Genomic DNA, 12,890 nt, shown 5'->3' with positions numbered 1-12,890 from the left:
CTGCCGCTCAGTCAGCGGGCTGCCCCAGCAGCATCATCGGGGCGCCGGCGACCCGGGTCAGGAAGACCGTGCAGGAGTGCGGGCCCTGCGGCTTGAGCCTGCGGCGGAGGTCCTCCGGCTCCACCGCCGAGCCCCGCTTCTTGATGACGACGGTGCCGACACCGCGTTCGCGGAGCAGCGCCTTGAGCTTCTTCAGCCCGAACGGAAGCACATCGCTGATGGCGTACGCCGTCGCGAACGGGGTCGCTCGCAGGGTGTCGGCGGTCAGGTAGGCGATGGTCGGGTCGATCAGCGTCGCGTCCAGTTCCCGGGCCACCTCGGCGACCAGATGGGCCCGGATCACCGCGCCGTCCGGCTCGTAGAGGTAGCTGAGGACCGGCCCCGGCTCGGGGTCGGGGAGCCGGCCGCCGGCGAGGGTCGCGCCGGAGGGGAGCAGGGTGGCGCGATGGGGCTGCTCCACGGCCGGGTCGGTGCCGAACCAGAGCACCGCCTCCTTGACGTCCCCGCCGTCGGAGACCCACTCGGCCTCCGCGCCCTCGGGAACGGCGGTGTGCGGGATGCCCGGGGCCACCTTGAGCGCCGCGAACGGCGCCTGCCGGGCGGCGGCGACCGCCCAGCTCAGCGGCGGCGAATACGACTCAGGATCGAAGATCCTGCCGCGGCCCCCGCGCCGGGCCGGGTCCACGAAGACCGCGTCGTACCCGTCCAGGGCCACCTCGGCGACGTCGCCGCAGCGCTGCTCGATCAGTCCGTCCAGGCCCAGCGCCGCCGCGTTGGCCTCGGCGACGGCGCAGGTCAGCGGATCCCGGTCGACGGCGAGGACCTGGATGCCGGCCCGGGCCAGCGCGACCGCGTCGCCGCCCACGCCCGAGCAGAGGTCGGCCAGCCGGGCCACGCCCAGGCTCTTGAACCGCTGCGCGCGCCACTCGGCGACACTCTTTCGGGTGGCTTGTTCCACCCCGTCCGGGGTGAAGTACATCCGCCCCGCGTCGGCCGCGCCGAACTTGGCCACCGCCCGCTGCCGCAGCCGGGCCTGGCCGATCGCGGCCGACACCAGTTCCGCCGGGTGCGAACGCCGCAGCCTGGTCGCCACCGCCAGCTCCTGCCCCGGGGCGTGGTCGCGCAGCTGTGCCAGCAGGGTCTGGCCCTCGTCGGTGAGCAGGGCCAGGAACGATTCGGTCTCCACCCGGACATCATCCCGTAAGCGCGTCGTTGGCACTCTGGTTGACTGAGTGCTAACGGCGGCCTAGTGTCGTCGTTGGCACTCTCCTTGTGAGAGCGCTAACCCCGCGAAGGGGCGATTCCGGCACCGCGACGACGGTTTCGCACCACACTCTTCGCGACCCAAGACATGAATCACCCCGTGATCTCCGAAGGGGGAGGTCGGAACGTGACGACCACCAGCTCCAAGGTTGCCATCAAGCCGCTCGAGGACCGCATTGTGGTCCAGCCGCTCGAAGCCGAGAAGACCACGGCTTCTGGCCTGGTCATTCCGGACACGGCGAAGGAGAAGCCCCAGGAGGGCGTTGTCCTGGCCGTTGGCCCGGGTCGCTTCGAGGACGGCCAGCGCCTGCCGCTCGACGTCGCCGTCGGCGACATCGTGCTGTACAGCAAGTACGGCGGCACCGAGGTCAAGTACAACGGCGAGGAGTACCTCGTCCTCTCGGCCCGCGACGTTCTCGCGATCGTCGAGAAGTAGTAGTCGAGAAGTACCACCTGGCTGTTTTGCAGCCACGACGCTGACCGCAGAGTCGTGACCCCGCCCGGGCCCCCAGTCTTCACTGAGTGAGACCGGGTGCCCGGGCTCGGTTGTTTGAGAGGGAAACCCTAAGCATGGCGAAGATCCTGAAGTTCGACGAGGACGCCCGCCGCTCGCTCGAGCGTGGCGTCAACAAGCTGGCCGACACCGTGAAGGTGACGCTCGGCCCCAAGGGCCGCAACGTCGTCATCGACAAGAAGTTCGGCGCTCCCACCATCACCAACGACGGTGTCACCATCGCCCGTGAGGTGGAGCTCGACGACCCGTACGAGAACCTTGGCGCGCAGCTGGTCAAGGAGGTCGCCACCAAGACCAACGACATCGCGGGTGACGGCACCACCACCGCCACCGTGCTGGCCCAGGCCCTGGTCAACGAGGGTCTGCGCAACGTCGCCGCCGGCGCCGGTCCGTCCGGGCTGAAGAAGGGCATCGACGCCGCCGTCAAGGCCGTGTCGGACCACCTGCTCTCGATCGCCCGTGAGATCGACGGCAAGGAGGACATCGCTGCCGTCGCCGGTCTGTCCGCCCAGGACCAGCAGGTCGGCGACCTGATCGCCGAGGCGATGGACAAGGTCGGCAAGGACGGTGTCATCACCGTCGAGGAGTCCAACACCTTCGGCCTCGAGCTCGAGTTCACCGAGGGCATGCAGTTCGACAAGGGCTACCTGTCGCCCTACATGGTCACCGACCAGGAGCGGATGGAGGCGGTCCTGGAGGACCCCTACATCCTGATCCACCAGGGCAAGATCTCCTCGATCCAGGACCTGCTCCCGCTGCTGGAGAAGATCCTCCAGGGCGGCGCCAGCAAGCCCCTGCTGATCATCGCCGAGGACGTCGACGGCGAGGCGCTGTCGACCCTGGTCGTCAACAAGATCCGCGGCACCTTCAACGCCGTCGCGGTGAAGGCCCCCGGCTTCGGCGACCGCCGCAAGGCCATGCTCGGCGACCTGGCCACCCTCACCGGTGCCACGGTCATCGCCGAGGAGGTCGGCCTCAAGCTCGACCAGGCCGGTCTGGAGCTGCTGGGCACCGCCCGCCGGGTCACCGTCTCCAAGGACAACACCACCGTCGTCGACGGCGCCGGTGACTCCTCCGAGGTGGCCGGCCGGGTCGCGCAGATCAAGGCCGAGATCGAGAACACCGACTCGGACTGGGACCGCGAGAAGCTGCAGGAGCGCCTGGCCAAGCTGGCCGGCGGGGTCTGCGTGATCAAGGTCGGCGCTGCCACCGAGGTCGAGCTCAAGGAGAAGAAGCACCGTCTCGAGGACGCCATCTCGGCGACCCGCGCGGCGGTCGAGGAGGGCATCGTCGCCGGCGGCGGCGCCTCCCTCGTGCACGCCCAGAAGGTGCTCGACGGCAGCCTCGGCCTGGTCGGCGACGAGGCGACCGGTGTCGCCGTCGTCCGCCGCGCGCTGGTCGAGCCGCTGCGCTGGATCGCCCAGAACGCGGGCCTCGAGGGCTACGTCATCACCAGCAAGGTGTCGGAGCTCGAAGAGGGCCAGGGCTACAACGCCGCGACCGGCGAGTACGGCGACCTGCTCAAGGCCGGCGTCATCGACCCGGTCAAGGTCACCCGCTCGGCGCTGCAGAACGCCGCGTCGATCGCTTCGCTGTTGCTCACGACCGAGACCCTGGTCGTCGAGAAGCCGGCCGAGGAAGAGGCTGCGGCCGGCCACGGTGGCCACGGGCACAGCCACTAGTCGCTGACGCCTGGTAGGGGCGCGAGGAGCTGTGCTGCTTGGTGCACGTGAGTGCATGGTTGGCAGCGCAGTTCCTCGCGCCCCTTGGCGTTTGCCTACTGAACCCTTTTGAGGGCGCGGGCGCGCTGGTGGGCGCCGAGGGTCTCGATCGGGACCAGCAGCGGCAGCAGGTCGGGCTCCAGGGTCAGCGCGCGGAAGACGATGCCGCTGGTCACGCCGTGGTCCGGACGGGAGAGCACGGTGATCGCATCGCCCGCGCTGATCTCGCCCGGGGTGATCACCCGCAGATGGGCGCCGGGGAGCGCGCGCTGGGTGAAGTGCTTGATCCAGCGGGCCTGGTCCAGCCAGCCGGCGAAGGTCCGGCAGGGGATCCTGGTCGCGCAGACCTCCAGCACCAGCTGCCCGCCGACCTGCCAGCGCTCGCCGATCAGCGCGTCGGTGGTGTCGATCCCGAGCGTGGTCAGGTTCTCGCCGAAGACGCCGTTGGGCAGCGCGCGGCCGAGCTCCCGCTCCCAGACGTCCAGCTCCTCGCGGCTGTAGGCGTACACCGCCTGGTCGTCGCCGCCGTGGTTCCGCTGGTCGCAGACCTCGTCGCCGACCAGCGCGCTGCCGCTGCCGCCGCTGCCGCGCGGCCCCGGGGCGGTGACCCTGACCGGGCCAGGAACCGGGCGCTTGTCGATCGCGGTGGCGCCGACATCGCTGTGGCCGGTGGCGCGGCTCCGGCCGACGTTCAGTGACAGCAGATTCCCCATGCCGTTCAGCGTAGAGCGCGGCGGTCCCGCGCACACATAAGTAGGCTCTGGCCCGTAATCGGTGGTGACGATTAGTGACAGCGTGCCAAGATTGGGCATGATTGACGTCAACTCGCTTGTGGCAATGGTCTTTTCCGGGTTGTCTGCGCTGGTCGTGGAGGATGTGGCGGACGAAGTCGAGGTGATCCGGGTCGTGGCGCGGACGCGGGGCGGTCCGGTGCCGTGTCCGGCCTGCGGGACGTTGACCTCGAAGGTGCACGGCTTCCACGGCCGGACCCTGATGGACGTGCCGGTGGACGGGCGGCGGGTTGTCGTCTCGGTGCGGCTGCGGCGTCTGGTCTGTCCGGTTCTGGGATGCCCGCGGCAGACATTCCGCGAGCAGGTGCCCGGCCTCGTGGAGCGCTACCAGCGCCGCACCCACCGCCTTGACAGACAACTCGGCTCTGTGGTCAAGGAGTTAGCGGGCCGGGCGGGTTCCCGCCTCTCCCGCTCCCTGGCCTTCGCCGTCTCCCGTTCGACGGCCCTGCGCAAGCTCATGCGCCTGCCGATCGCTCCACTGCGCGTGCCGCGGGTGATCGGCATCGACGACTTCGCACTCAAACGCCGCCACCGCTACGCGACGATCACTCCGCCGTGGGTTCCGGCGAACTGAGGGGTTCTCAGCGGGAACCCGAGGGTCTGTTGGTGTGCTGGTCGTTGGTGGACCCGTGGGTTCGGGAGGAAGCTGAGGAGTCGGTTTCCGCGGAGGACTCCAGGATCTGGCGGGCTGCGGTGGCATAGCGGATCGCGGTCATCTCGGCGATGCCGAAGACCTCGGCGAGGTGGAGCGGGTCGGGGCCGTGGGTCAGGGCTTCTTCGAGTTGGCGGTCGATGCGGAGTCGTTCAAGGGTGGCGACCTGGTGGCGGAGGGGGTTGGTGAGCCAGAGCCGGCCGACCGGCTCGGTCCCCAGGGCGGTTCGCCGGTTGATCAGCAGGTGGGGGTTGGCGGTGTTCGGCCATCGCTGTCGGCGGCAGTCGAGCCAGTCGGTGATTGCTTGGCGCGTGGGATCGTCCAGGGGGCGGGCGCGTCCGGCGAGGACGAGTGTGCGCTGGCCGAGGTCGATGTCCTCGAGGCGGAGTTCGGCGATGGTCTTGGACCGGGCGGCGTGGATGGCGGCCAGCAGGATCACGACCCTGGCGGTGGGGGTGGTCGCGGCGGCTACCGCCTGATGGATCTGGCCGGCCTCGAGGGGGAGGATCACTGCGTAACTGCGGCGTCCACGGCGGATCCGGACGGTGGGATCGCGGAAGATGGTCCCGGTCGCTTTGCAGTGCCGGAACAGCGACCGCAGCGAACTGAGTGTGTGGTGGAGTTCGCTGCCCTGGCGCGCTTCGGCGACGGCTCGCAGCTCTTCGCGGGTGACTTCCCGCAGGTGGTCGTGGTCATTCGACCATGCCAGGAGCACGGGTGCGACGCTGCTGAGGTAGTGCCAGACGGTGCTCTGGCCCCGCGGTCTGCTGCGCGGTCCGCCGTCGAGAAGGGTGCGTGCCCAGTCCTCGGCATCGTGGCGGATCCCGGGGGCGACGCCCTGGAGTTTGCGGTCCAGCCATCGGGCGACGGTGGGCTTGTCGTCCTGGAACAGGCCGAGCCGGTTCAGGACTTCGATGGTGCGTCCGGTATTCAGTCCGCGTTCCCGCAGGGCCGGGAGCAACTCGCAGTAGCGCACGGTGTCTCCGGCGGTGAAGCCCGACAGGGCGATGACCAGTGCGCGGTCCACGTCGCGGGCCCTCTCTGACAGTCTCGACTGAGACGTCCGGTTCGTCCGGGTTAGTCTGGATGGGCGAGACAGGAGATTCCCGGCATGGCTTCCAATACCACCACCTCACGCACAGCCCCCGAGCCCGACCCGGCCCCGCGGCCGAAGCGGCGCACGTTCACGGCGGAATACAAGCTGCGGATCGTCGCTGAGTACGATGCCGCCCCCAGCGGGGAGAAGGGCGCGGTCCTGCGCCGCGAGCGGTTGTACCACTCGCACATCATCGAGTGGCGGGCCGCGCGAGACGCCGGAGCGATGGCCACGCTCGCCGACCGGCGGACCTCGCCCGCACGCCCCAAGAGGCCCGCCGAAGCAGCCGAGGCCGAGCGGCTGCGCAAGAGGCTGGCCGTCGTGGAACGGGAGCTGGCGCAGAAGGACGCCGCCCTGGAGCTGCTGGGAAAAGCTTCCGCACTCTTGGAACTGCTCTCCAAGAGTGCGGGCTGAAAGCCGAGGCCGAGCAGGTCGCCGACGAGCTCTTCCAGTCGCTGGAGCGGGAGTTGAACACCACTGCGGCCTGCCGGCTGACCGGTCGCTCACGGGCCACGCACTACCGTCGGCTCAACCCGCCCCCGCCGCGCGAGCGCGCTCCGCGCCCCTCGCCGCCCTCAGCTCTGGCTCCGGCGGAGCGCGCGCGGATCCTGGCACTGATGAACAGCCCGGCCTATGCCGAACTGGCACCTGCCCAGATCTGGGCGCGCGAACTGGACGAGGGCCGCTACTACTGCTCAGTGCGCACGATGTACCGGATCCTGGAGGCCCAGGGCCAGACCGGCGAGCGCCGCCGCCAGGCCACCCACGCCGCCAAGTCCATCCCCGAACTCGTGGCCACCGCCCCCTCGCAGGTCTTCAGTTGGGACATCACCAAACTGGCCGGACCAGACAAGGGCATCTGGTACCACGCCTACGTCATCATCGACATCTTCAGCCGCTACGTCGTCGGCTACACCGTGGAGATGGCCGAATCGGCCGAGCGCGCCGAGGAGTTGATCAGCGAGACCGTCGAACGCAACGGCATCGCCCCCGAGCACCTGCACGCGGACCGCGGCACCTCGATGACCAGCAAGAAAGTCTCGCAGTTGCTCATCGATCTGGGCGTGACGCGCTCGCACTCGCGCCCCAAGGTCTCGAATGACAACCCGTACAGCGAAAGCCAGTTCAAAACCACGAAGTACATGGCCGACTACCCGGCGCGGTTCGACTCCCTGAACCACGCACGCGAGTGGTTCGACTCATTCATTGCCTATTACAACCATGAGCATCGCCATTCGGGCATCGGGCTGCACACGCCTGCGTCCGTGCACTTCGGCACCGCCGGCCAAGTCCAGGACCAGCGCGCCGTCACGCTCAACGAGGCATACGCCCGCCACCCCGAACGCTTCGCCCGCCGCCCCCGCCCGCCCAAGATCCCCGATCAGGCGTGGATCAACGACCCCGCCAAACGCAGAGAACCCGAATCAGCACAACAGAGCGCATAACCGTACGAACGTCTCATTTGACTTGACACGTTCCGGGGCGGTCCAGTGCGTCCAGCCCCGGGCCTCGCCGAACTCCCTCGCGAAATGGCGTGCCTTGACGAGCCAGGGGTTGTCCAGGTCCTGGTCACGGCGTCGATCGAAGCGTCGGTAGTCCCGGGGCGCGTCGAGCAACGACATCTGGATCCATGGGGACGGTGAGCGTGCGGGTTCCGGTGCGTGCCGCGCGGGACGGCGGCCCGCCCTGCCCAGCAGGGGGCCGGGCTGGCGGATGCGATGCATCCTGGCCAGGAACAGCTGCTGGTGCTGGAGCTGTGCGAGGTAGGGCGCGAGAACGACGACATCTCCGTTGGTCCTGGCCTCCAGGCTCGCCTGCAGCCAGCACAGCCGGCAGTAGCCCTTCTTGGTGGGCACCGACCGGTGGCAGGCCGAGCACTGGCCCACCTCGTGGAGGCCGGCGAAGGTGAAGCAGGCCCGGCAGGAGTATCCGGGCAACTGCCCCCAGGAGAAGCAGGCCTTGCAGGAGGACGCCGGTTTGTCCGTTCGCGGTGGTGTCATCGTCTTGTTGCCCGTCACATCGGAGGAAGAGAGCGGCCGTCACGACGCCGGGGCACCACGCTCGGCGCCGTCCCGCCGGAAGCCACCGCCGCCTGCTGCCCGTCGCCGTGTCCTGGCCGGGACACCTTCTCGGGCTCGGGGACCAGGAGGTCGGTGATCTCGCAGCCTAGGACCACACAGATGACGTCGATATCGTCGAGCTTGAGGGAGACCGGCTGACCGGACCACAGACCCGACATCTTCCCCGCTGAGATCACCAGGCCGTGCTCGGCCAGGCTCCGCTGCAGGTCGGAAGCCTTCCAGACGCCATGGTTCGCCGCCGTCAGCCGCAGGTTCCACTTCATCGGACCAGACTTCCCAGCCGCCGTGCGGCCCGTTCGTTGCCGGCCATCCAGGCGTCCTCGACCCGGGTGCGGTGCACGTGGACGTAGCGCATCGTCGTGGCGATCCACGAATGCCCCAGTACTTCCTGGATCGAGATCAGGTCCAGGCCGTTGAGATACAACTCGGACGCGCAGAAGTGCCGCAGCACATGTGGCGTCAACTTGTCTGTCCAGGCGGGAAGATGGGCTGCCGCCGCGTCGGCGAGCCCGGACCTCAGGGCGTCGTCGCCGACCCGTCGCGGTGAGCCGTCCACGCTCTTGCGTTCGGAGGGGAAGAGCGGGACTCCGGGCCGGGTGTGGTCACCCCCGAACTGGGCCCATACGTCCTGGATGAACCACTGCAGGGTCCGCCCGGCGTCGTTGATCAACGGCACCATGCGCTCACGCGGGCCCGAACCCCGCGAGCCCTTGCCATAGCGGACGTGTAGTTTCCCGAACCGGCCCAGGTCCCACTTGATGTCACCCAGATCCAGACGGCAGGCTTCGTTGACCCGCAGCCCGACCTCGGCCATAAGCCTGGCAGCCGCGTAGTTCCGGGCCGTCGGGCCGAACTTGCGGCACGTCGCCAACTCCCCGCCCCAGCCCGTGAATAGCGCGGCGACCTCGGCGGTGTTCGGTGGGATCCGGAGCTGGGCGTCCTTGCTCCCGCGAGGCCGGTTCATCTCATCGATCGGGCACTCCAGGACCCGGCCGGTCATCTGGTGGATCTCGATCTTGTGCCGCAGTTCTAGGAACGCGAAGTACGTGGTCAGAGCCTGGGACCGCGCCAGGCGGGTGCCGCTGGGCGACCCTCGCAGGACCTGGCCGAAGTAGGAGTCCGCATGCTTCGGCTCCATGTCCCACAACGGCTGCCCGAACCAGGTCCGCATTTGCTCCAGATTCCCGACGTCGCCGCGGATGGTGCTGTCCGCCAGGCCCGCCGACGCCCGCGCGAGCACGAAGCCGGCCAGCACGTCCGTCTCGAATCGCTCCAGTTCACCCGCCGAGACAGGTGCCCGGAACTCGCGCAGATCCCTCACGACCGCCAGCGAAGCCAACCCGAGCCTCCTCGCCTTCGACCAGACCGCAGATCGGTCAGACAAGATGAGAACGCTTCAGGAATCCCGAAGTTACGTCACCGTCCAGCAAGCCACCCGAAGGAGGAAGAACGCCCTGACCACAGGGGCAATCACCCACCCGACCGCAGGGGAGCTCACGGGATGTGCCACATCATCGACGCCGAGACCGGCGAGCGCATCGATGTCCTGCCCGACCGCAGTGCGGACACGCTGGCGAAGTGGCTGCGCGAGCACCCCGGAGCCGCGTATGTGTGCCGCGACGGATCCGGCTCCTACGGGGAGGCAATCCGCCGATCCCTGCCGGAAGCAGTGCAGGTCAGTGACCGATGGCATCTATGGCACGTGCGCCGTGAGGCGCTGATTGATCGAGTGGAGGTGGGAGACCTTCGCCGCTGTCCTGTCGCAGCAGGGCGGTGAAGCTGGGGGCAGCCTGACCCGGGAGGTGCCGGGGAGGGTGGCAAGCGGCCCTGACGAAGCCGGGACGTGTCAGCACTGCCAGATGGTGCGGGTCCGGCGAGCGAGACGGAGAGGTATACGAGAGGAACCGGTGTTCGAAGCCTCCTAAGGTGACATCAGCTCGAACCTGGCGGATCTGGGCTGGTTGCGGTGCGTGCTCGCCGGTGCCAAGGCGGGCAACTTCCCGGCGGTTTCTGCCAGAGCGCCGGGGAGGCCACGGTGAAGTGCTGCGGGGTAGCCGTGGCGATGCCGCGGGGGTATAGCCGGGTGCCTACTCCGACGATCGATCAATCAGTGAACACGGGAACCTCCCCGGCTCTGCCCGGGTTCCGCGCGGCCAGCGCGGGAACCGGGCTGGGTCCACCGTCGGCCGACCGGGCCGGGGAGGGGCGGAGCCGCCGTAGTACTCCGAGCCGGGGAGAGCCCGGCGCATGGGGAAGGGCGGCAGCGAGATTGCAAGGGAGGAACTGCAATGTCCGAAGACACCGGGGTGGATGCCCTGGTCGCGTGGCCCTCGGTGCTGGTTGCCGAGGCGCGGGTACGGAAGATGCAGACCAAGCTGCACCGTTGGGCGGTAGCCGATCACGGCTTCCGGTTCGACGATGTGTTCAACTTCGTCTGTGACCCGGCCGTCCTGGTGATGGCGTTTGAGCGGGTCGCGGGCAACACCGGAGCCCGGACAGCAGGCGTGGACGGCGTTCGCGCCGCCGACGTCCTGGCGTCCGGAGTGACAGCGCACCTGAACCACATCCGCGACCAGCTCCGGGCCGGGGCCTTCCAGCCCCTGCCGGTGCGCGAACGGATGATCCCCAAGGCGGGCGGGAAACTGCGCCGGCTGGGGATCCCGACCGTTGCGGACCGGGTGGTGCAGGCTGCGTTGAAGCTGGTCCTGGAGCCCGTGTTCGAGGCGGATTTTCGTCCGTACTCCTACGGGTTCCGGCCCAACCGGCGTGCACACGACGCGATCGCCGAGATCCACCTGTTCGGCTCTCAGGGATACCGCTGGGTGCTGGACGCGGACATCGAGGCGTGCTTCGACCGCATCGACCACACGGCCCTGATGGGCCGTGTCCGGGCGCGGGTGAAGGACAAGCGGGTGCTCGCGCTGGTGAAGGCGTTCCTCAAAGCCGGGATCATGACCGAGCTCGGCGAGCGGAACGAGACCGATTCGGGAACCCCGCAAGGCGGGATCCTCTCGCCGCTGCTGGCCAACATCGCACTGTCCGTGCTCGACGACTTTGCCGCCGAGCAGTGGACCAGCATGATGGGCAGTCGGCGCGATCGCGAGCGGCAACGGCGGCGGGGCCTGCCGACCTGGCGACTGGTCCGCTATGCGGACGACTTCGTCGTCATGGTCCACGGCACCCGCGAGCACGCCGAGGCGCTTCGCGAGCATGTGAGCGAGGTCCTGGCCCCGATGGGCCTGGTGCTGTCAGAGGCCAAGACCCAGGTGGTGCACCTTGCGGACGGGTTCGACTTCCTCGGCTTCCGAATCGTCTGGATGCGGAAACGCGGAACGGACAAGTGGCACGTCTACACGTTCATCGCCGACAAACCGGTCGCGTCGCTGAAACGGAAGATCAAGGCACTGACCCAGAAGTTGTCGCATCTCGATTACAAGATCACGCTGATCCGGATCAACCAGATCCTGCGCGGCTGGGCCAACTACTTCAGGCACGCGGTCGCCAAGCACACCCTGCAGACCCTGCACACCTTCGTCTGGTGGCGCATCGTCCGCTGGGTGATGCACCGGCACCGCATGACGTGGACGGCCATCCGGCGATGGCTCCGCGGCCCCAACGGGCGGTGGAAGCCCATCGAAATGGACGGGATCCAACTGTTCGACCTCGGCAGAGTACCGATCACTCGGTATCGCTACCGAGGCACGAACGGCATCCCCAGCCCTTGGCCGGACGCTCTGGGCAGCCCGTTTCCAACGGATGATCTCGTGGAGAGCCCGGTGCGGTGAGAGCCGCACGCCGGGTTCGGAGGGCGGGTCGGGGAAACCCACCGGGAGTAATCCCGGCAGGGCGCCCCGGCCCGACCCATCAACCTGTGTGGCAGAGCCCTGTCCGAGGTCCGCGCCCACGCCGCGTGCTGGGCGACCGCGAATCCGGCCCGCCCCGCCGGGGTCCGCGAGCAGACCACCCTCCAGCGCTGGCGGCACGTCCACGACCTGCTCGGCAAAGGCGTCGGCCTGCTCGAATGCGCCCGCCGCCTGGACGTGGCACTGAACACCGTCAAGCGGTACGCCCGCATGACGGAGCCCGCCCCCCAGCGCCGGGTGCCGCAGTACCGGACCACGCTGGTCGACCCCTACCGCGACCACCTGCGCGAACGCCGCGCCACCGACCCAGCCGTCCCCGCCACGCAACTCCTGCGCGAGATCAAGGAAATGGGCTACACCGGCAGCGCGAACCTGCTGGTGCGGTACCTCACCCAGGGCCGCGCCGAGGGCGACCGGCCCACCATCACCCCCAACCGCCTGGCCCGACTCCTCCTGACCCGCCCCGACAACCTGCGCGACAAGGACACCGAACTACTGCGAAACCTCACCACGTCCTGCCCAGAGATGACCGAACTCACCCGACTTGCAGGCGAGTTCGCCCAACTCCTGACACCCATAGAGGGAAACGACGCGAAACTCACCACCTGGATCAGCCAGGTCCGCGCCGCTGACCTGCCCCACCTGCATTCCTTCGCCAACGGCCTCGAACTCGACCGAGCCGCCGTCGACGCCGGCCTCACTCTCCCGTACCACAACGGCCGCACCGAGGGCGTCAACACCAGCACCAAGAAGATCATGAGGCAGATGCACGGCCGCGCCGCCTTCCCCCTCCTCCGCCAACGGATCCTGCTCCAGTCATAGCCACGGAGGGCCACCACCGATTACGGGCCAGAGCCCATAAGTAGACAGACCGATTATGGGCCTGAGCCCAAGCGCGGCTTATGCTGG

At 68.7% G+C, this 12,890-nt stretch carries 11 protein-coding genes and 3 pseudogenes; 8 read left to right on the top strand and 6 right to left on the bottom strand.

Annotated features, from left to right (window positions below):
- Positions 1-7 precede the first annotated feature (7 nt).
- Positions 8-1,186 (bottom strand): class I SAM-dependent methyltransferase, encoded by a 1,179-nt coding sequence (locus ACXKR8_RS19965; RefSeq protein WP_458274251.1) that lies wholly within the window; start codon positions 1,184-1,186, stop codon positions 8-10.
- 204 nt (positions 1,187-1,390) lie between these two features.
- Between ACXKR8_RS19965 and groES the strand changes: the two genes are divergently transcribed.
- Together groES and groL are read left to right on the top strand one after the other, a co-directional pair.
- Positions 1,391-1,699 (top strand): co-chaperone GroES, encoded by a 309-nt coding sequence (groES, locus tag ACXKR8_RS19960; RefSeq protein WP_034089847.1) that lies wholly within the window; start codon positions 1,391-1,393, stop codon positions 1,697-1,699.
- Between the two features lie 134 nt (positions 1,700-1,833).
- A complete protein-coding gene (gene groL, locus ACXKR8_RS19955; RefSeq protein ID WP_458274250.1) occupies positions 1,834-3,459 on the top strand; it encodes a chaperonin GroEL in 1,626 nt (541 codons plus the stop codon).
- A gap of 95 nt (positions 3,460-3,554) precedes the next feature.
- Here groL and ACXKR8_RS19950 read toward each other — a convergent pair whose 3' ends face one another.
- Positions 3,555-4,211: an MOSC domain-containing protein gene (locus tag ACXKR8_RS19950; RefSeq protein ID WP_458274249.1), complete on the bottom strand. Its 657-nt coding sequence runs from the start codon at positions 4,209-4,211 to the stop codon at positions 3,555-3,557.
- A 97-nt stretch (positions 4,212-4,308) separates the two neighbouring features.
- On the opposite strand from ACXKR8_RS19950, the pseudogene ACXKR8_RS19945 reads away from it, so the two are divergent.
- Positions 4,309-4,836: pseudogene (locus ACXKR8_RS19945) on the top strand (transposase family protein); the annotation flags it as partial.
- Between the two features lie 34 nt (positions 4,837-4,870).
- Here ACXKR8_RS19945 and ACXKR8_RS19940 read toward each other — a convergent pair.
- On the bottom strand, positions 4,871-5,968 hold the full coding sequence (locus tag ACXKR8_RS19940) for a hypothetical protein (RefSeq protein WP_458274248.1): 1,098 nt from the start codon (positions 5,966-5,968) through the stop codon (positions 4,871-4,873).
- Between the two features lie 84 nt (positions 5,969-6,052).
- On the opposite strand from ACXKR8_RS19940, the gene ACXKR8_RS19935 reads away from it, so the two are divergent.
- Both ACXKR8_RS19935 and ACXKR8_RS19930 read left to right on the top strand, forming a co-directional pair.
- On the top strand, positions 6,053-6,451 hold the full coding sequence (locus tag ACXKR8_RS19935; protein WP_458266979.1) for a transposase: 399 nt from the start codon (positions 6,053-6,055) through the stop codon (positions 6,449-6,451).
- On the top strand, positions 6,448-7,482 hold the full coding sequence (locus ACXKR8_RS19930; RefSeq protein ID WP_458274906.1) for an IS3 family transposase: 1,035 nt from the start codon (positions 6,448-6,450) through the stop codon (positions 7,480-7,482). Before ACXKR8_RS19935 ends, ACXKR8_RS19930 begins: the two co-directional genes overlap by 4 nt.
- On the opposite strand, the gene ACXKR8_RS19925 is transcribed toward ACXKR8_RS19930, so the two are convergent.
- The 3 genes from ACXKR8_RS19925 to ACXKR8_RS19915 are packed head-to-tail and all read right to left on the bottom strand — an operon-like array spanning position 7,462 to position 9,457.
- Entirely contained in the window at positions 7,462-8,037 is a 576-nt protein-coding gene (locus ACXKR8_RS19925) for a hypothetical protein (RefSeq protein ID WP_458274247.1), read from the bottom strand. The genes ACXKR8_RS19930 and ACXKR8_RS19925 overlap by 21 nt on opposite strands.
- A gap of 14 nt (positions 8,038-8,051) precedes the next feature.
- Positions 8,052-8,381, bottom strand: a complete 330-nt coding sequence (locus tag ACXKR8_RS19920) for a helix-turn-helix domain-containing protein (RefSeq protein ID WP_458271118.1) — start codon at positions 8,379-8,381, stop codon at positions 8,052-8,054.
- A complete protein-coding gene (locus ACXKR8_RS19915) occupies positions 8,378-9,457 on the bottom strand; it encodes a tyrosine-type recombinase/integrase (RefSeq protein ID WP_458271117.1) in 1,080 nt (359 codons plus the stop codon). The genes ACXKR8_RS19920 and ACXKR8_RS19915 overlap by 4 nt, the downstream gene beginning before the upstream one ends.
- 171 nt (positions 9,458-9,628) lie before the next feature.
- Between ACXKR8_RS19915 and ACXKR8_RS19910 the strand changes: the two are divergent.
- The 3 genes and pseudogenes from ACXKR8_RS19910 to ACXKR8_RS19900 all read left to right on the top strand — a co-directional run.
- Positions 9,629-9,850: pseudogene (locus tag ACXKR8_RS19910) on the top strand (transposase); the annotation flags it as partial.
- A gap of 556 nt (positions 9,851-10,406) precedes the next feature.
- Positions 10,407-11,903, top strand: a complete 1,497-nt coding sequence (ltrA, locus tag ACXKR8_RS19905; protein WP_458271087.1) for a group II intron reverse transcriptase/maturase — start codon at positions 10,407-10,409, stop codon at positions 11,901-11,903.
- Positions 11,904-11,984: 81 nt separating this feature from the next.
- Positions 11,985-12,803, top strand: a pseudogene (locus ACXKR8_RS19900) (transposase); the annotation flags it as partial.
- Positions 12,804-12,890: the final 87 nt, after the last annotated feature.

Source organism: Streptacidiphilus sp. PAMC 29251, assembly GCF_054208735.2.
Note: the sequence above shows the minus strand (reverse complement) of the source record. Positions and strands in the feature narration are given on the sequence as shown.

Excerpts from the sequence above, each read along its gene's own strand:
- groL (WP_458274250.1), top strand. The coding sequence starts at position 1,834 with ATGGCGAAGATCCTGAAGTTCGACGAGGACGCCCGCCGCTCGCTCGAG.
- ACXKR8_RS19950 (WP_458274249.1), bottom strand. The coding sequence starts at position 4,211 with ATGGGGAATCTGCTGTCACTGAACGTCGGCCGGAGCCGCGCCACCGGC.
- ACXKR8_RS19935 (WP_458266979.1), top strand. The coding sequence starts at position 6,053 with ATGGCTTCCAATACCACCACCTCACGCACAGCCCCCGAGCCCGACCCG.
- ACXKR8_RS19925 (WP_458274247.1), bottom strand. The coding sequence starts at position 8,037 with ATGACACCACCGCGAACGGACAAACCGGCGTCCTCCTGCAAGGCCTGC.
- ACXKR8_RS19920 (WP_458271118.1), bottom strand. The coding sequence starts at position 8,381 with ATGAAGTGGAACCTGCGGCTGACGGCGGCGAACCATGGCGTCTGGAAG.
- ltrA (WP_458271087.1), top strand. The coding sequence starts at position 10,407 with ATGTCCGAAGACACCGGGGTGGATGCCCTGGTCGCGTGGCCCTCGGTG.